The following is a 16,736-nucleotide window of genomic DNA, read 5'->3' on the forward strand; positions in this document are numbered from 1 at the left end:
GGGTGGCGTTCTGCGCCACCCGAAGCTCCACCGCTTACGACCCCGTGCCACCCACGGTGATCGCATCAATCTTCAAGGTTGGCTGGCCAACGCCGACCGGCACCGACTGCCCATCCTTGCCGCATGTGCCCACGCCGCTGTCCAGCGACAGGTCGTTACCGACCATCGACACCTTGCTCATGGCTTCCGGTCCGTTACCAATCAACGTCGCCCCTTTGACCGGCGCGGTAATCTTGCCGTCTTCGATCAGGTACGCCTCGCTGGTGGAGAACACAAACTTGCCGCTGGTGATATCCACCTGGCCGCCGCCGAGGTTGGCGCAGTAGATCCCGCGTTTGACCGAGGCGATGATTTCCGCCGGATCGCTTTGGCCACCGAGCATGTAGGTATTGGTCATACGTGGCATCGGCAAGTGCGCGTAGGACTCGCGACGGCCGTTACCGGTGCGCGCCACGCCCATCAGGCGCGCATTGAGTTTGTCTTGCATGTAGCCCTTGAGCACACCGTTTTCAATCAGCGTGGTGCACTCGGTCGGCGTGCCTTCGTCATCAACGCTCAACGAACCACGGCGACCCGCCAAGGTACCGTCGTCGACAATGGTGCACAGCTTGGACGCGACCATCTCGCCCATGCGCCCGCTGTAGGCCGAACTGCCCTTGCGATTGAAGTCGCCTTCCAGGCCGTGTCCCACCGCTTCGTGCAGCAAAACCCCAGACCAGCCCGAACCCAACACCACCGGCAAGGTACCGGCGGGTGCAGGGATGGCTTCCAGGTTAACCAGCGCCTGGCGCAACGCCTCGCGGGCATAGCCCATGGCGCGGTCATCAGAAAGGAAATAACGGTAGTCGGTACGCCCGCCGCCGCCATGGCCACCGCGCTCGCGGCGACCATTCTGCTCAACGATCACGCTGACATTAAACCGTACCAACGGCCGTACATCTGCCGCCAGCCCGCCGTCGGTGGACGCCACCAGAATGCGCTCCCACACACCGGCCATGCTCACGGTCACTTGCTGTATGCGTGGGTCGAGGGCACGGGTAGCGGCGTCGATACGCTTGAGCAAATCGACCTTTTCCGCACGGCTGATCACTTCCAGAGGGTTATCCGGCGCGTACAACTGCGCCACATCCTGGGTACTGAACGCCTGCACCGTGCCGTTCTGGCCAGCGCGGGAAATCGAGCGCGCTGCGCGGGCCGCCAGACCCAGCGCTTCAAGGGTGATGGCATTACTGTAGGCAAACCCGGTCTTTTCACCGGATTGCGCACGCACGCCCACGCCCTGGTCAAGGTTGAAACTGCCTTCCTTGACGATGCCGTCTTCGAGGGCCCATGACTCGGAAATCTGCCCCTGGAAATACAGGTCCGCCGCGTCGATGCCTGGCCCGGCCAGGTCGCCGAGCACGGTTTGCAAGCTTTCGATGGTCACGCCACCGGGTGCCAGGAGGTGTTCACTGACTGAGGACAACAACTCGCTCATAGGTTTGGCCTTAAATTCATCGTTCCGAAGCAGGCCGCTGCGCGCCCTGCGAGAAAAAGCGCCGATGGTTGACCACCGGCATGTGCGCCCGTATCGACGCTTGTTCATTGCTATCGCGTTCGGCCAACAACACCGCTTCGCCCTGATCCTGTTGTGTCAGCACGCGCCCCCAAGGGTCGACAATCGCTGCGTGGCCAAAGGTTTCCCGTGGGCCTGGGTGTACGCCGCCTTGGGCAGCTGCCAGCAAGTAACACTGGGTTTCAATGGCTCGCGCCCGAATCAGTACGTCCCAATGCGCAGCACCGGTTACCGCTGTAAACGCCGAGGGCGCGGTAATCAATTCAGCCCCGGCCGCGCGCAATTCGCTGTACAGCTCGGGGAACCGCAGGTCGTAGCACACCGTCAGGCCCAATCGCCCCACCGGCGTGTCCGCTACCACCACATTGCTCCCGAAAGCATAGTCGTCAGATTCACGATAACGACCCCGCGCATCTGCTACATCCACATCGAACAAGTGCAGCTTGTCGTAACGGGCGACGATTTCGCCCTGATCATCGATCAGCAGCGAGCAAGCGTTGGACTTGGCGTTGGGTTGGTCCTTGGGCGGCAACGGCAAAGTACCGGCCACTATCCATAAGGTGAGGTCGCGAGCGGTCTGTTTCAACCACGGCAGGATCGGGCCTTCGCCCAAAGCTTCGGCGCGGCCGAGATCAGCTACGTCACGACGGCCCATGGCGGCGAAGTTCTCCGGCAGTACCGCCAGCTTCGCGCCGCCCGCCGCCGCTTGCTCCAGCAAGCGCCTGGCCTGGGCCAGGTTGGCCAGAACATCGCTCTGGCTGACCATCTGAATTACCGCAAAGGACATAGGCCGACACTCCGAAAAGGGCATGCGGCCATGCTACTCCACAGCCTCTCAGTTTGGTTTTTCAAATGGCTTGTCGAAGGTGATTTTTGGATCCTTCCAAGGCCCTTGCACCTTGTACTGCACGCTGGCGAAGCGCGAAACACGATCGCCAATCAACTTGTCGATCAAAAACAGCGCGCCACCAATGGCCGGTGCACCGACAATCAAAGCGGCGATCGGCAGGTTATTGGTCACCGGCAACGTGACCAGCAGCTTGGCGTCGACGCGGTCGGCTACCAGGTCCAGCGTGCCGTTGAGCTCCAGGTTGGTGGAAGGCCCGGTCATGGTGATGGGTTCACGCGTCACGAACACGCCATTGCTGGCCGCGAGCAAGCCTTTGACCCGGTCATAGCTCAAGCCTTTGCCGAGCAAGTCCGAGAAGTCCAGACGCAAACGGCGCCCGATGGAGTTGAAATTCAGCAAGCCAAATACCCGCAGAGCCTGCGCGCCACCTTCGACCTCAACGAACTGGCCTTTGCGGAACGCTGCATCCAGGCTACCGGAGAAACGCTTGGGACCGACCCAAGCCGGCGAGCCCGGCCAGCGCCCGTCCACATCCAGATGGAAGTCTTCACTGGTTACCGTCGGCGCGAACCCCCAGCCTTTGAGCACATCGGCGATGTTCTTGCCATCCAGGCGTCCTTTGTACCAACTGCTGCTGTTACCCGGCGCGCCTTCCCAACCACCAGCGCCGTTGAGCTGCATGCCTTTGAGGCCAAGGTCCAGATTGTTGAAGGCCAGGCCTTTGGCCGTCGGCCGTACTTTCAGTGACCAGGCGCCCACCAAGTCCGGCCCCTGGAACAGTTGATTGATAGAGATATCCAGTGCTGGAATGTCCTTGGGGTCGACATCCGCCAACGGGTCTGGCGCGTTTTCGTCGGCCTGTGCCTTCGGATCCACCGCCGGCAACTTCACGTACTGCAGGTTGATTGCAATAGGCGCGCCCTTGGCATCAGGAAGGTTCACAGCACCTTTGGCTTGTTGACTGTCGAACTGCAGCCCCCATGCGGCCGGTTTGCGGTCAAGTTGCAGGTTGACCTGGTCAAACTGGGTACCAAAACCGCTCAACTTGCCCACCTTGAAATCAGCACCGCTGAGCAGTTGCTTGGCATTGCCGCCTGGGTCATTGCCGGCGTAACGGTCGACCAGTTTTTTCCACGGGTCTATATCCAGCTCCGACAGCACGCCACGAATGCGCAAGCCTTTGGCAGCCGGCAGCACGGCATCACCGTCCCCCAGGAACAACTCCCCGCGACCCTCATTGAATTTGTCCGGAGGCGACGCAAAGGTGAAGCTCGCCAGCTCGCCATAATCGAACCAGTAGCGGCGCTCGGCCCCCTGCAAGGTCATGCGGAATACGCTGTCGCGCCCCTGGCTGGCGGGCATGCCAAACGGTGCGGGCAGATCGACCGCTACGCCTTTCATGTTGGAACTGACCATCAGTTGGCTGTCGGCGCCGTCCAGTGTCACTTGCAATTGGTACGGGATATCGCCGGACACCGGCAGCGGCTGGCTAATTTTCAACCAGTCCGTCAGGCGCTTGACCGTGACCTGCCCCTTGGCGGTGATACGCGTGCTGATAGTGCCCGGTTTGCCATCGGCAACGATCTGCGCGGTGATCGGACGATCAAACGCCTGGGCGGAGATGTTCTGGCCACTCAGCCCCTTGGTGCTGTCGAAGCGAAAATCGCCCTTGAGCTGGCTCAAATCCAGAGTCGGCTCGGCCAATTGCAGGCGGGACTTGTCGGTCTGGAAGTCCACCACGATCTTGGGTTCGGTGCCTTTGACCAGCGGAATATCCAGGTCCAGCTTGCCTTGCAGGTCGCCCTCGCCTTTCCAGCCGGCAAACGTCGAGCCAGTGCCGATCGGCGCGTCCTGAAGGATCTTCAAGCCATCCCCCAGGCCACCTGCGAATCCACCGGTGATCAGCAGATGACTGTCTTTACCGGCTGGCGCGTGAGGAATATTGACGTAAACGTCCTTGACCTTGGTGTCGAGCAATTGGCCCTTGCTCGCCAGGATGCGCACGCCGCTCTCCTCGACAAACACTTCACCATTGACCTTGCTCACATGCGGCCAGCCGGGCTGGAACGCCAGTTCGGCATCGTGCACCTTGAAGAACAGACTGATATTGCGTGCAGCCGGCAGCGCGTCATGGTTCAGCGAACCTTGGTACTGGAAGAAACCTTGGTCAACCGCGCCTTTGAGAATCGCTGTGCGCAACCACTCATCCAGCGACGGGCTCAATACCGCCGGCAAATACTTGGGTGTAAAACGGCCATCGCCATCGACCATGCCGACCCGCAGGTCCATATAGTCTTCCTGGCTATGGTCGAAATGCAGACGAATCAGGAAGTCTGCCGCAACCTTGCCTTCTTCGCCGAGCACCTTGATGTAGGGGGCGATCAGGGTGAAACCTTCTTTATCCAGCTTCCAGGTCAGGCGTGCATTGGCCTGGATGTACTGCCACGGTTTGGCAAAGATCGGGTACAGGTGCAAGGAGAAGTCCTTGCTGTCCATGCGCAACTCACCGTGCCCCAAGTCGCCGCTGATACTGCCGGATACGTTGCGCGCAGCCGGTGCGCCGAAGTAGGCATCAAACCCGATGCGCTCGAGGTTGGCGGCAAAACTGACCTTCTGATCGCTCGTATCCTGGGGACGGAAATCCACCAGCACGTTGCGTAGCATGCCAGTGGCCTTGAGGTGTTCGACGGTTTTGGCAAAGCCTTCCGGCAGGGGCGCCAAGGCATTCAGCAACGGCGTGATCGGCGTCAGGTCAAGGCGGTCGGCCTGCAGTTTCCAGACTTCCAGATCCTTGTCGGTAGCCAGGCTTTGCTGCAATTGCAGGCGCGACTCCCAGCGCGTTTCACCAATGTTCATCGCCAGCGAGTCAAACAGCACGTTGAGGCCGCTTTCACTGCGTTGCAGGTAAGCCGTAAGGGCAAGGTTTTCGATATGAACCGGCTTGCGGTCGGCGTAGCTGCCTTTGAGCTGGGGTGAGTTCAGACGCGCCACCGCGCTTTGCACGGTGCCTTTGGCCCAGGTCAGCCAGAATTCGCCGCCGGCCTTGAACTGCGTGACGTTCCATTGCTGGGTCAGCCTGGCGGGTATCCATTTGGCCCAGTCGCTTTGCGGCAGGCTCAGGTAAGCCTGGACTTCACCGTCTTTCCAAGCGCTGGCGCGAATACGGGTACGCAGGTTTACAGCCAGTGGCTGGCCATCCGGCAGGGTCAGGCGCGCATCGAGGCGCTGGCGATTGGCGCCGGTGTGCAGGCTCAGGCCCACGTAAGTCAGGGTCAGCGGCGCCTGGCCGAACGGTTGCAGCGTGACCTGGCTATCGAGCAAGGACACGCGCTTGACCATCTGCATGCGCGTCAGCACCTGCTCAGGGTCCAACGGTTGGTCATCTTGCACCGGCAGGCCTTGGAGCGCCCAGTGGCCGTCCTTGTCTTCCTTGACGCTCAACTGCAGCCCGCTGACTTCCAGGTGGGCTATACGCACTTCGCGGGCCATCAGGCTGGCCCAGATATCCGGCACCACCTCAACCTGGTCCAGGCGCAAGGCACTGCTGCCCTCGCCGACCATCACGTCGTGAGCCAGCAACACAGGAGCGAAACCGCTCCAGCGGCCTTCAAGGCTGCCGATTTGCACGGGCATGTCCACCGCAGCCTGAGCCTTGGCTTCGATTTCGGCGCGGTATTCAGCCACCAGCGGAGTCAATTCACGACCCAGGCTCACGTACACCGCAGCCAACACCAGCAGCAAGGCACACAAGCCCAGGCCCCAACGGGTCAAAGCGGCAAAAAAGCGTATCAGACGCTCCATGTCAGGCGACCCTCAAAGCAGTGGACGGACGGCAGATCAAGGTCTGCCGTTCTCGAAGAAATTAAGCGATTGGGGATCAGAGCAGCACCACGTCATATTGTTCCTGGGAATACATGGTTTCGACCTGGAAGCGAATCGTGCGCCCGATAAAACCCTCCAGTTCAGCGACGTTACCAGACTCTTCATCCAGTAACCGATCGACGACTTTCTGGTTGGCGAGCACTCTATAACCTTCGGCTTGATAGGCGCGTGCCTCCCGTAAGATTTCGCGGAAAATCTCGTAGCAAACCGTTTCCGGGGTCTTCAGCTTGCCGCGCCCCTGGCAGCTGCTGCAGGGTTCGCAGAGCACTTGCTCAAGGCTTTCGCGGGTACGCTTGCGGGTCATCTGCACCAGGCCCAGCTCGGTGATGCCGATGATGTTGGTCTTGGCGTGATCGCGCTCCAGTTGCTTCTCGAGGGTACGCAGCACCTGGCGCTGGTGCTCTTCGTCTTCCATGTCGATGAAGTCAATGATGATGATGCCGCCCAGGTTGCGCAGGCGCAGTTGGCGGGCAATCGCGGTGGCGGCTTCGAGGTTGGTCTTGAAGATGGTCTCTTCGAGATTGCGGTGGCCGACAAACGCGCCGGTGTTGACGTCAATGGTAGTCATGGCCTCTGCCGGGTCCACGACCAGATAGCCGCCGGATTTGAGCGGCACTTTGCGCTCCAGGGCTTTCTGGATTTCGTCTTCGACGCCATAAAGATCGAAGATCGGCCGCTCGCCGGGGTAATGCTCGAGGCGGTCGGCTATTTCCGGCATCAATTCGGCGACAAATTGTGTGGTGCGCTGGAAGGTTTCCCGCGAGTCGATGCGAATTTTCTCGATTTTCGGGCTGACCAAATCGCGCAACGTACGCAGCGCGAGGCCAAGGTCTTCATAGATCACGCTCGGCGCGCCAATGGTTTTGATCTGTGCGCCGATCTGGTCCCACAAGCGCCGCAGGTACCTGATGTCCATGAGGATTTCATCGGCGCCGGCGCCTTCTGCGGCCGTGCGCAGGATAAAACCACCCGCTTCCTTGATGCCCTCGGCAGCCACGCAGTCGCTGACCACCTTTTTCAGGCGTTCACGCTCGGCTTCGTCTTCGATTTTTAAAGAAATACCGACATGCGCAGTGCGCGGCATGTACACGAGATAACGCGAAGGAATCGACAGTTGAGTGGTCAGCCGCGCGCCCTTGGAACCGATCGGGTCCTTGGTGACTTGCACCACCAGGCTCTGCCCTTCGTGTACCAGCGCGCTGATGCTTTCAACCGCAGGGCCTTCGCGCAGGGAGATTTCCGATGCATGGATAAACGCGGCGCGGTCCAGGCCGATGTCGACGAATGCCGCCTGCATGCCCGGCAACACGCGCACCACTTTGCCTTTATAGATATTGCCGACAATGCCGCGCTTCTGGGTGCGCTCGACGTGCACTTCTTGCAGAACACCGTTCTCTACCACCGCCACGCGCGATTCCATCGGCGTGATATTGATCAGAATCTCTTCACTCATGGCTGGGTCTCGTTCAGGCGTTTTCACAATAGTGACCGATCGCTTAAGGCTTGGCGCTGGAATACGGCGTTCAGCGCGCGGTAAGGTTTTGCCAACAGGGTATGCCGAATTGACCAAGCAGTTGCGCGGTTTCGCACACAGGCAGGCCTACCACGGCGGAATAGCTGCCATTGAGCCCGGCGACAAACACCGATCCAAGCCCCTGGATAGCATAGCCGCCCGCCTTGTCCTGAGGTTCGCCGCTGCGCCAGTAGGTTGTAGCCTCCTCGACAGAAATAGCGCGAAAACGTACCCGACTGCTCACACATCGAGTTTCGCTGCGCTCGCCGTCGGTGACGGCAATGGCGGTGAGGACTTCATGCTCGCGTCCCGACAGGGCCATCAACATCGCCAGGGCGTCGGCCTGGTCAACCGGTTTGCCAAGGATCTGACCATCAACGATCACGGCCGTGTCGGCGCCCAGCACGCAGGCCCCGACAGCCTTTTCAAGCGCAGCAAAACCCGCCGTGGCCTTGCCGTGCGCAAGGCGCTCGACGTAGGCAACGGCGGATTCGTTTGTAAGAGGAGTTTCATCAATGGCGGCGCTGACCACGGTGAAAGGCACACCGATCTGCGTCAGCAGTTCACGCCGCCTTGGGGAGCCCGAGGCCAGATAAAGCGAATTCATTGCAGACTCTCCCTGTAGGGTTCGATAACCAGGCAGAGCCTCGCAATCCATTCAATTGATTTTATAGCGGCGACGTAAACCACGCAGGCCGAAGCTGACCCATGGCCACAGCAATGCACTGACCAGGGCCGGCAATACCAGGGCCAAAGTTGGCTGGCGGTTACCGGTCAAGGCGCTGAGCCACAGTTGCACCAACTGCGCCAGGCCGAAGATCACCAGGATCACCAGGCACTGCTGCCACATCGGGAACATGCGCAACCTCTGCTGCAATGACAGCACCAGGAAAGTAATCAGGGTCAGGATCAGCGCGTTCTGGCCCAGCAAGGTGCCATAGAGCACGTCCTCCGCCAAGCCCAGGCACATCGCCGTGACCATGCCTACCTTGTGCGGCAAGGTCAGCGACCAGAACGCCAGGAGCAAGGCGAGCCAGAGCGGTCGCAGGATTTCCATGAACTGCGGCAACGGCGAAACGCTGAGCAGCAAGCCGATGGCGAAGGTCAGCCAGACGATCCAGCCATTGCGCGAATGCGTACCGGCCATTATTCCTCCCTCTGCCGCGTGGTTGCCGGCGCTGCGGCCGCTGGTCGGGTTGCCGACGTGGCAGGCGGTTTAGCCGCTGGCGCGGTGGCGGCCGGCGTGGTAACCGTTGGCTTGGCCGCAGCCGGTTTGGCTGAGCGGGCGCTGTGGGCCGCAGGTTTGACGGGCGTCGCCACTGGCGCGACCGAGGTCGCCGCAGGAGCAGGCGGCCCCACGAAGGCTGGTTTTGGCACCGTGGCAGGAATGACCGGCGCGGTGCCGTTCTGCTTGTCTTCTGCTTCCTGCGCCTGGGCAGCGTCGTTGGCACGCTCTTCCGGCGTACGGTTGTCGCTGAACACCAGCAACAGGTAACGGCTACGGTTCAAGGCCGCCGTCGGTACCGCACGCACAATGGCGAACGGCTGGCCGGAATCGTGGATCACTTCCTTGACCGTCGCGACCGGGTAACCCGCGGGGAACCGCTGACCCAGGCCGGAACTGACCAACAGGTCGCCCTCCTTGATGTCGGCAGTGTCGGCCACATGGCGCAACTCAAGACGCTCCGGGTTACCGGTACCGCTGGCAATCGCGCGCAAGCCGTTGCGGTTGACCTGTACGGGAATGCTGTGGGTGGTGTCCGTCAGCAGTAATACGCGCGAAGTGTAGGGCATCAACTCGACCACCTGGCCCATCAGGCCACGGGCGTCGAGCACCGGTTGACCCAGGACCACACCGTCGCGCTCACCCTTGTTGATGATGATGCGATGGGTAAAGGGGTTGGGGTCCATGCCGATCAACTCGGCCACTTCGACCTTCTCGTTGACCAATGCCGAAGAGTTAAGCAACTCGCGCAGCCGAACGTTCTGCTCGGTGAGGGCCGCCAGCTTTTGCATGCGCCCCTGCAACAGCAGGTTTTCAGTCTTGAGTTTTTCGTTCTCGGCGACAAGCTCAGTGCGGCTGCCGAATTGGCTGGCCACGCCCTGATAGAGCCGTTGCGGCAGGTCGGTGATCCAGTAAGTCTGCATCAACACCAGCGACATCTGGCTACGCACGGGCTTGAGCAGTGCAAAGCGGGCATCGACCACCATCAGCGCGACCGAAAGCACGACCAGCACCAATAAGCGCACGCCCAATGAGGGGCCTTTGGCGAAAAGCGGTTTAATAAGCCGCTCCTCCCGGGCAAATGTTCTCTTTATTCATACGGCATCAAACCGGCCTGGATGCAGATTGAAGAAGATAAACGCCAACAGGCAGCACTGCAAAGTGCTGCCTGCGGGCGAAGCATGAACCATTCCGGCAATCTTATTCGCTGGAAAGCAGGTCCATGGTGTGTTTATCCATCATTTCCAGTGCACGGCCACCACCACGGGCGACGCAGGTCAGCGGGTCTTCGGCGACGATCACCGGCAGGCCTGTTTCCTGGGCCAGCAGCTTGTCGAGGTCGCGCAGCAAGGCGCCACCACCGGTCAGCACCAGGCCACGCTCGGCGATGTCGGAAGCCAGCTCCGGAGGCGATTGCTCCAGGGCGCTCTTCACTGCCTGAACAATGGTGGCCAGGGACTCTTGCAGAGCTTCCAGCACTTCATTGGAGTTCAGGGTGAAAGCACGTGGAACGCCTTCGGCCAGGTTGCGACCGCGAACATCAACTTCGCGAACTTCGCCGCCCGGGTAAGCGGTGCCGATTTCCTGCTTGATGCGCTCGGCGGTGGATTCGCCGATCAAGCTGCCGTAGTTACGACGCACATAAGTAATGATCGCTTCATCGAAACGGTCGCCGCCTACACGCACGGATTCGGCGTACACCACACCGTTCAGGGAAATCAGGGCGATTTCAGTGGTACCACCACCGATATCCACCACCATCGAACCGCGCGCTTCTTCGACCGGCAAGCCGGCGCCGATAGCGGCAGCCATAGGCTCTTCGATCAGGAATACTTCGCGGGCACCGGCGCCAAGGGCCGATTCACGGATGGCACGACGCTCAACCTGGGTGGACTTGCACGGAACGCAGATCAGCACACGAGGGCTGGGCTGCAGGAAACTGTTTTCGTGAACCTTGTTGATGAAGTACTGCAGCATCTTCTCGCAGACGCTGAAGTCGGCGATCACGCCGTCCTTCATCGGACGAATGGCAGCGATGTTGCCTGGTGTTCGGCCGAGCATGCGCTTGGCCTCGGTGCCAACGGCAACGACACTTTTCTGATTACCATGGGTCCGAATGGCCACAACCGATGGCTCATTCAGAACGATACCGCGCTCGCGCACGTAAATAAGGGTGTTGGCAGTGCCCAGGTCAATGGAAAGATCGCTGGAAAACATGCCACGCAGTTTCTTGAACATGGGGAAAGGACCCTAGGCAACGCGTGGGTAAAAAAGTGCGGCAAACTCTAACAACGACAGGGATTTTGGGCAAGGCGCCAATGTGCTAAATTGGCCGACTTTCTGTGCACCAACCCCCACAATCGCGGCCATATGACCGTAGAAATGCGGTAGTGTTCCGACAATCTAACACACGGACGCCCTCCGTTCTGTTTTCCACTGGAGAATCCCATGGCGCTTGAACGCTCCGACGTGGAAAAAATCGCTCATCTGGCCTCGCTTGGCCTGAATGAAGCCGATCTTCCACAGACCACCGCAGCCCTGAACAGCATTCTCGGGCTGGTTGACCAAATGCAGGCCGTCAATACCGACGGCATCGAGCCCCTGGCTCACCCGCTGGAAGCCAGCCAGCGCCTGCGCGCAGACGTTGTGACCGAGCGAAATAATCGCGAGGCCTACCAGTCCATCGCGCCAGCGGTCGAAAACGGCCTGTACCTGGTTCCGAAAGTCATCGACTAAAGGGAAAGAGCCTTTCATGCATCACATGACTCTGGCCGAGATCGCCCGCGGTCTCGCCGACAAAAAGTTTTCTTCCGAAGAGCTGACCAAGACCCTGCTTGCGCGCATCGCCGAGCTTGATCCGAAGGTCAACAGCTTCATCAGCCTCACCCAGGAACTGGCCCTGAGCCAGGCCAAGGCCGCCGACGTACGTCGCGCCAACGGTGAGAATGGCGCACTGCTGGGCGCACCAATCGCCCACAAAGACCTGTTCTGCACCCAGGGCATTCGCACCAGTTGCGGCTCGAAGATGCTCGACAACTTCAAAGCGCCCTACGATGCCACCGTGGTGTCCAAGCTGGCCGCCGCCGGCGCCGTGACTCTGGGCAAGACCAACATGGACGAATTCGCCATGGGTTCTGCCAACGAGTCGAGCTACTACGGCGCCGTGAAAAACCCGTGGAACCTGAATCACGTGCCAGGCGGTTCGTCCGGTGGTTCGGCTGCCGCGGTTGCCGCGCGCTTCCTGCCGGCGGCTACCGCTACCGACACCGGCGGCTCGATCCGTCAGCCCGCCGCGTTCACCAACCTCACCGGTTTGAAGCCGACCTACGGTCGTGTTTCGCGTTGGGGCATGATCGCCTACGCCTCCAGCCTGGATCAGGGCGGCCCGCTGGCACGTACCGCTGAAGACTGCGCGATTTTGTTACAAGGTATGGCCGGGTTTGATAAGCAGGACTCCACCAGCATTGATGAGCCGGTGCCGGACTACAGCGCCAGCCTCAATACCTCGCTCAAAGGCCTGCGTATTGGCGTGCCGAAAGAGTATTTCAGCGCCGGCCTCGACCCGCGTATCGCCGAACTGGTGCACAACAGCGTCAAGACGCTGGAACAGCTCGGCGCCGTGATCAAGGAAATCAGCCTGCCGAACAACCAGCACGCGATTCCTGCCTACTACGTGATCGCGCCGGCAGAAGCCTCTTCCAACCTGTCGCGTTTCGACGGCGTGCGCTTCGGCTATCGCTGTGAAAACCCGAAAGGCCTCGAAGACCTGTACAAACGCTCGCGCGGCGAAGGCTTCGGCGCCGAAGTCCAACGTCGGATCATGGTCGGTGCCTACGCCCTGTCCGCCGGCTATTACGACGCGTACTACCTCAAGGCGCAGAAAATCCGTCGCTTGGTCAAGAACGACTTCATGGCCGCCTTCGAAGAAGTCGACGTGATCCTCGGCCCAACCACGCCGAACCCGGCCTGGAAGATCGGCGCCAAGACCGGCGACCCGATCGCCGAGTACCTGGAAGACCTGTACACCATCACCGCCAACCTCGCGGGCTTGCCGGGCTTGTCCATGCCCGCCGGTTTCGTCGATGGCCTGCCGGTCGGTGTGCAATTGCTCGCCCCGTATTTCCAGGAAGGCCGCCTGCTCAATGTGGCGCACCAGTACCAGTTGAACACCGACTGGCACACTCGCACCCCTACCGGCTTCTGAGGAGAACACTATGCAATGGGAAGTTGTGATCGGACTGGAGATTCATACCCAGCTCGCCACCCAATCGAAGATTTTCTCCGGTAGCGCCACCACGTTCGGCGCAGAGCCCAACACCCAGGCCAGCCTGGTAGACCTGGGCATGCCCGGCGTGCTGCCGGTGCTGAACCAGGAAGCAGTGCGCATGGCGGTGATGTTCGGCCTGGCGATTGACGCCGAGATCGGCCAGCACAACGTGTTCGCGCGCAAGAACTACTTCTACCCGGACCTGCCCAAGGGCTACCAGATCAGCCAGATGGAGTTGCCGATTGTCGGCAAGGGCTACCTGGACATCCCACTGGAAGACGGCACCATCAAACGGGTCGGCGTGACCCGCGCGCACCTGGAAGAAGACGCCGGCAAGAGCCTGCACGAAGAATTCCCGGGCGCTACCGGCATCGACTTGAACCGTGCCGGCACGCCGTTGCTGGAAATCGTCTCCGAGCCGGACATGCGCAGCGCCAAGGAAGCCGTGGCCTACGTCAAGACGATCCACGCGCTGGTGCGTTACCTGGGCATCTGCGACGGCAACATGGCCGAAGGCTCGCTGCGTTGCGACTGCAACGTCTCGATTCGTCCCAAGGGCCAGGTCGAGTTCGGCACCCGCTGCGAGATCAAGAACGTCAACTCGTTCCGCTTCATCGAAAAAGCGATCAACAGCGAAGTGCGTCGCCAGATCGACCTGATCGAAGACGGCGGCAAGGTCATCCAGCAAACCCGCCTGTACGACCCAAACAAAGACGTAACACGTGCCATGCGCAGCAAAGAGGAAGCCAACGACTACCGTTACTTCCCCGACCCGGACCTGTTGCCGGTGGTGCTTGAGGATTCGTTCCTCAATGACATCCGCGCCACCCTGCCGGAATTGCCGCAGCAGAAACGCGAGCGCTTCCAGGCGCAGTTCGGCCTGTCGGTCTACGACGCCAGCGTGCTGGCCTCCAGCCGCGAGCAAGCCAACTACTTCGAAAAAGTCGTGAGCATTGCCGGCGACGCCAAGCTGGCGGCCAACTGGGTGATGGTTGAGCTGGGCAGCCTGTTGAACAAACAGGGCCTGGAAATCGACGAAGCCCCGGTGACCGCCGAGCAACTGGGCGGCATGCTGCTGCGCATCAAGGACAACACCATCTCCGGCAAAATCGCCAAGACCGTGTTTGAAGCGATGGCCGCAGGCGAAGGCAGCGCCGATGAGATCATCGAGAAGCGCGGCCTCAAGCAAGTCACCGACAGCGGCGCGATCTCGGCCGTGCTCGATGAAATGCTGGCGGCCAACGCCGAACAGGTCGAGCAATACCGCGCCGCAGACGAAGCCAAGCGCGGCAAAATGTTCGGCTTCTTTGTCGGCCAGGCGATGAAAGCCTCCAAAGGCAAAGCCAACCCGCAACAGGTGAACGAATTGCTGAAAAGCAAGCTCGAAGGCTGATTCGCGGTGAAAGGGTCCGAGCGGGATTTCCTACCCAACTCGGACCCATGTGGGAGCTGGCTTGCCTGCGATAGTATCGCCTCGGTGCAACTGAAACACCGAGGTGCCTGCATCGCAGGCAAGCCAGCTTCCACATTTATAATGGGGACTTAACTTAAAGTGAAGCGTCTACTCGGCCTCCTGGCCCTGTTCTCTGCGTTGGCCGGTTGCGCCAGCGGCCTCATCGACCCCAACGGCTACGACGAAACCGGCACCGCCTCCTATTACGGCGCCAAGCACCATGGCAACAAGACTGCCAGCGGTGAACCCTTCAACCAGAACACCCTGACCGCCGCCCATCGGCGTCTGCCCTTCGGCACTCAGGTCAAGGTGACCAATCTCAACAACAACAGATCCGTGGTCGTGCGCATCAATGATCGCGGCCCGCATACCCGTGGGCGCCTGATCGACGTTTCACGCAAGGCTGCCGAACAACTCGGTATGCTGGGCAGCGGCACTGCACGGGTTCGCGTGCAGGCGCTGAGCAACTGATAAAGGAGCCTTGGCCATTTTCGGATTAACCGCCCTCTCGCCCTGGAGCCTGATCGAACTGATCAGCGGCCTGGTGTTGCTGATCGTCGGCGCCGAAATCCTGGTGCGCGCCGCCGTGCGCCTGGCAGCCAGCCTCAAGGTGCGGCCACTGATTATCGGCTTGAGCATCGTCGCTTTCGGCAGCAGTGCGCCGCAGATGACCGTCAGCCTGCAGGCCACCCTGGCCGGCAATACCGATATCGCCGTGGGCAGCGTCATCGGCAGCAGTATCTTCAACACCCTCGTCACCCTGGGCCTGGCGGCGTTGATCATTCCGCTGCGCGTCTCTCGGCAGCTGGTGCGTCTGGACATTCCGGTGATGATCTTCGCCGGCCTCTTGGTGTTCACCCTGGCCGCCAATGAAGAACTGACACCGCTCGACGGCCTCTTTTTAGTGGTTGCGCTGATAGCCTACCTCGGTGTGTTGCACTACCAGACCCGCCATTCCCGCCGTCCGCGCACGCTGGACACGGTGGCCCGCGCGCCCTGGCTGAGCAGCGCGTTGCTGATGCTGGGCGGGTTGTTGATTCTGGTGCTGGCCGGGCATTTGCTGCTGGGCGCAGCGGTGGATGTCGCAAGCGACCTGGGCCTGTCCGAACGCATCATCGGCCTGACGCTGATCGGTGTCGGCACCTCGCTGCCGTGCCTGGCCACCTCGCTGATTGCCGCGCTGCGCGGCGAGCGCGAAATTGCCGTGGGCAACGTGATCGGCAGCAACCTGTTCAACCTGCTCGGCGTGCTGGGGTTCACCGCGCTGGTGGCGCCCTCGCCGTTGTCGGTGTCGCCCAACGCACTGGATTTCGACTTGCCGGTGATGCTCGGCGTGGTGGTGTTGTGCCTGCCGGTGTTCTACAGCGGCTACCGCGTCACCCGCGCTGAAGGCCTGGTGTTTCTGGGGTTGTATCTGGCGTATGGGCTGCATGTGGTGTCGTTCACCTTCGGCATGCCGCTGGCCACCCGGCTTGAACAATTGATGCTGTATTACGTCCTGCCAGCGCTGGTCGCGTTTGTGTTGTTCACCTCGCTGCAAGCCTGGCGCCGCCAACACAAGAGGGAATCGCAATGACCGAACAGAAAAAGTCCGGGGTTGAAATGCGTCGCCAGGTCATGGGCGATGTGTTCGTCGACCGCGCCCTGGGCAATGCCACCGAGTTCACCCAGCCGCTGCAGGATTTCGTCAATGAGCATGCATGGGGCAGCGTGTGGAACCGCGAAGGCCTGCCGTTGAAGACGCGCAGCCTGATCACACTGGCCGCCCTCACCGCCCTCAAGTGCCCGCAGGAACTCAAGGGCCACGTGCGCGGCGCGCTGAACAATGGCTGCACAGTGGAAGAGATTCGCGAAGCACTGCTGCATTGCGCGGTGTATGCAGGCGTGCCGGCGGCGATTGATGCGTTTCGGGCGGCGCAGGAAGTGATTGAGGCGTATCAGGCGGATAAGCCGTGACGGCTGGTTAGTCATCGCAGGCAAGCCAGCTCCCA

Annotated in this window: 14 protein-coding genes; 6 read left to right on the top strand and 8 right to left on the bottom strand. The window is 60.9% G+C overall.

The annotated features are described in order from the left end of the window. Positions 1 to 34 precede the first annotated feature (34 nt). The 8 genes from tldD to mreB all read right to left on the bottom strand — a co-directional run bounded on the left by tldD (position 35) and on the right by mreB (position 11,263). On the bottom strand, positions 35 to 1,477 hold the full coding sequence (gene tldD, locus FPT15_RS23880) for a metalloprotease TldD (RefSeq protein WP_145165191.1): 1,443 nt from the start codon (positions 1,475 to 1,477) through the stop codon (positions 35 to 37). Positions 1,478 to 1,493: 16 nt separating this feature from the next. Then, the gene (locus FPT15_RS23885; RefSeq protein ID WP_145165193.1) at positions 1,494 to 2,342 is read right to left on the bottom strand and encodes a carbon-nitrogen hydrolase family protein; all 849 of its coding nucleotides are present in this window, start codon (positions 2,340 to 2,342) and stop codon (positions 1,494 to 1,496) included. Between the two features lie 48 nt (positions 2,343 to 2,390). Continuing rightward, positions 2,391 to 6,206, bottom strand: coding sequence for a YhdP family protein (locus FPT15_RS23890; protein ID WP_145165195.1), 3,816 nt, complete (start codon positions 6,204 to 6,206; stop codon positions 2,391 to 2,393). Between the two features lie 76 nt (positions 6,207 to 6,282). Next, positions 6,283 to 7,740 carry a ribonuclease G gene (gene rng / locus FPT15_RS23895; protein ID WP_010213134.1) on the bottom strand — a complete coding sequence of 486 codons (1,458 nt, stop codon included), beginning with the start codon at positions 7,738 to 7,740 and terminating at the stop codon, positions 6,283 to 6,285. A 70-nt stretch (positions 7,741 to 7,810) separates the two neighbouring features. Beyond that, positions 7,811 to 8,407 (bottom strand): nucleoside triphosphate pyrophosphatase, encoded by a 597-nt coding sequence (locus FPT15_RS23900; protein WP_145165197.1) that lies wholly within the window; start codon positions 8,405 to 8,407, stop codon positions 7,811 to 7,813. 51 nt (positions 8,408 to 8,458) lie between these two features. Continuing rightward, positions 8,459 to 8,947, bottom strand: a complete 489-nt coding sequence (gene mreD / locus FPT15_RS23905) for a rod shape-determining protein MreD (RefSeq protein ID WP_017138250.1) — start codon at positions 8,945 to 8,947, stop codon at positions 8,459 to 8,461. After that, positions 8,947 to 10,086 carry a rod shape-determining protein MreC gene (gene mreC / locus FPT15_RS23910; protein ID WP_145165199.1) on the bottom strand — a complete coding sequence of 380 codons (1,140 nt, stop codon included), beginning with the start codon at positions 10,084 to 10,086 and terminating at the stop codon, positions 8,947 to 8,949. Before mreC ends, mreD begins: the two co-directional genes overlap by 1 nt. A gap of 139 nt (positions 10,087 to 10,225) precedes the next feature. After that, positions 10,226 to 11,263: a rod shape-determining protein MreB gene (gene mreB, locus FPT15_RS23915; RefSeq protein WP_002555108.1), complete on the bottom strand. Its 1,038-nt coding sequence runs from the start codon at positions 11,261 to 11,263 to the stop codon at positions 10,226 to 10,228. Positions 11,264 to 11,473: 210 nt separating this feature from the next. On the opposite strand from mreB, the gene gatC reads away from it, so the two are divergent. The 6 genes from gatC to FPT15_RS23945 all read left to right on the top strand — a co-directional run bounded on the left by gatC (position 11,474) and on the right by FPT15_RS23945 (position 16,701). Beyond that, entirely contained in the window at positions 11,474 to 11,761 is a 288-nt protein-coding gene (gatC, locus tag FPT15_RS23920; RefSeq protein WP_003171764.1) for an Asp-tRNA(Asn)/Glu-tRNA(Gln) amidotransferase subunit GatC, read from the top strand. A gap of 16 nt (positions 11,762 to 11,777) precedes the next feature. Beyond that, positions 11,778 to 13,229: an Asp-tRNA(Asn)/Glu-tRNA(Gln) amidotransferase subunit GatA gene (gatA, locus tag FPT15_RS23925; protein WP_145165201.1), complete on the top strand. Its 1,452-nt coding sequence runs from the start codon at positions 11,778 to 11,780 to the stop codon at positions 13,227 to 13,229. Positions 13,230 to 13,239: 10 nt separating this feature from the next. Next, entirely contained in the window at positions 13,240 to 14,685 is a 1,446-nt protein-coding gene (gatB, locus tag FPT15_RS23930) for an Asp-tRNA(Asn)/Glu-tRNA(Gln) amidotransferase subunit GatB (protein ID WP_145165203.1), read from the top strand. A 159-nt stretch (positions 14,686 to 14,844) separates the two neighbouring features. Next, positions 14,845 to 15,216 carry a septal ring lytic transglycosylase RlpA family protein gene (locus FPT15_RS23935; protein WP_145165205.1) on the top strand — a complete coding sequence of 124 codons (372 nt, stop codon included), beginning with the start codon at positions 14,845 to 14,847 and terminating at the stop codon, positions 15,214 to 15,216. Positions 15,217 to 15,274: 58 nt separating this feature from the next. Next, positions 15,275 to 16,321: a calcium/sodium antiporter gene (locus tag FPT15_RS23940; protein WP_145165304.1), complete on the top strand. Its 1,047-nt coding sequence runs from the start codon at positions 15,275 to 15,277 to the stop codon at positions 16,319 to 16,321. Then, the gene (locus FPT15_RS23945) at positions 16,318 to 16,701 is read left to right on the top strand and encodes a carboxymuconolactone decarboxylase family protein (protein ID WP_106578660.1); all 384 of its coding nucleotides are present in this window, start codon (positions 16,318 to 16,320) and stop codon (positions 16,699 to 16,701) included. Before FPT15_RS23940 ends, FPT15_RS23945 begins: the two co-directional genes overlap by 4 nt. The last annotated feature ends 35 nt before the right edge of the window (positions 16,702 to 16,736 follow it).

The sequence above is a fragment of the Pseudomonas sp. RGB genome, from assembly GCF_007713445.1.
Taxonomy (GTDB): Bacteria; Pseudomonadota; Gammaproteobacteria; order Pseudomonadales; family Pseudomonadaceae; genus Aquipseudomonas.

Coding starts and splice junctions, on each gene's coding strand:
- tldD (WP_145165191.1), bottom strand. CDS start 1,477: ATGAGCGAGTTGTTGTCCTCAGTCAGTGAACACCTCCTGGCACCCGGT.
- FPT15_RS23885 (WP_145165193.1), bottom strand. CDS start 2,342: ATGTCCTTTGCGGTAATTCAGATGGTCAGCCAGAGCGATGTTCTGGCC.
- FPT15_RS23890 (WP_145165195.1), bottom strand. CDS start 6,206: ATGGAGCGTCTGATACGCTTTTTTGCCGCTTTGACCCGTTGGGGCCTG.
- rng (WP_010213134.1), bottom strand. CDS start 7,740: ATGAGTGAAGAGATTCTGATCAATATCACGCCGATGGAATCGCGCGTG.
- FPT15_RS23900 (WP_145165197.1), bottom strand. CDS start 8,407: ATGAATTCGCTTTATCTGGCCTCGGGCTCCCCAAGGCGGCGTGAACTG.
- mreD (WP_017138250.1), bottom strand. CDS start 8,947: ATGGCCGGTACGCATTCGCGCAATGGCTGGATCGTCTGGCTGACCTTC.
- mreB (WP_002555108.1), bottom strand. CDS start 11,263: ATGTTCAAGAAACTGCGTGGCATGTTTTCCAGCGATCTTTCCATTGAC.
- gatC (WP_003171764.1), top strand. CDS start 11,474: ATGGCGCTTGAACGCTCCGACGTGGAAAAAATCGCTCATCTGGCCTCG.
- gatA (WP_145165201.1), top strand. CDS start 11,778: ATGCATCACATGACTCTGGCCGAGATCGCCCGCGGTCTCGCCGACAAA.
- gatB (WP_145165203.1), top strand. CDS start 13,240: ATGCAATGGGAAGTTGTGATCGGACTGGAGATTCATACCCAGCTCGCC.
- FPT15_RS23945 (WP_106578660.1), top strand. CDS start 16,318: ATGACCGAACAGAAAAAGTCCGGGGTTGAAATGCGTCGCCAGGTCATG.